Raw genomic sequence first — 421 nt, forward strand, 5'->3', positions numbered from 1 at the left:
CCCGGCTGAACAGGTCGGCCCAGCTGTCGTCGGGCGCGGTACGCATGCCGGCCCGGATCAAGGCGGCGTATAGCGCGTCGCGATCGGTGCTCCCGTCGGCGGCGACCGTGGCCAGCAGATCGATGCCGGAATAGTGGGTGAAGGCGTCCGCCACCGTCAGCCGTTCCGGCTCGGCGAACGGATCGCAGTCGCGGCCCCGGAAAGAGAAAAGAGTCGCCCCTGCCCTTGTAGCGGCCAGCGCCAGGAAGGCCGCGCAATCCAGCATCAGGCTCTCATAGGCTTCGCCCACCCGATACCATTCGAGCATGGTGAATTCGGGATGGTGCAAGGCGCCGCGCTCGCGGTTGCGGTAGACCGGACCGAAGCTGAAAATCCTGACTTCACCGGCGGCGAGCAGCTTCTTGCAGGCGAATTCCGGCGA

At 66.5% G+C, this 421-nt stretch carries 1 protein-coding gene; it reads right to left on the reverse strand.

What is annotated here, in order from left to right; translation table 11 throughout:
- Positions 1-421 (reverse strand): amino acid--tRNA ligase-related protein (locus tag EN885_RS33235; RefSeq protein ID WP_348631663.1); only part of this gene is annotated, 421 nt, incomplete at both ends.

The organism is Mesorhizobium sp. M6A.T.Cr.TU.014.01.1.1 (assembly GCF_004022765.1).
GTDB lineage: Bacteria > Pseudomonadota > Alphaproteobacteria > Rhizobiales > Rhizobiaceae > Mesorhizobium > Mesorhizobium mediterraneum.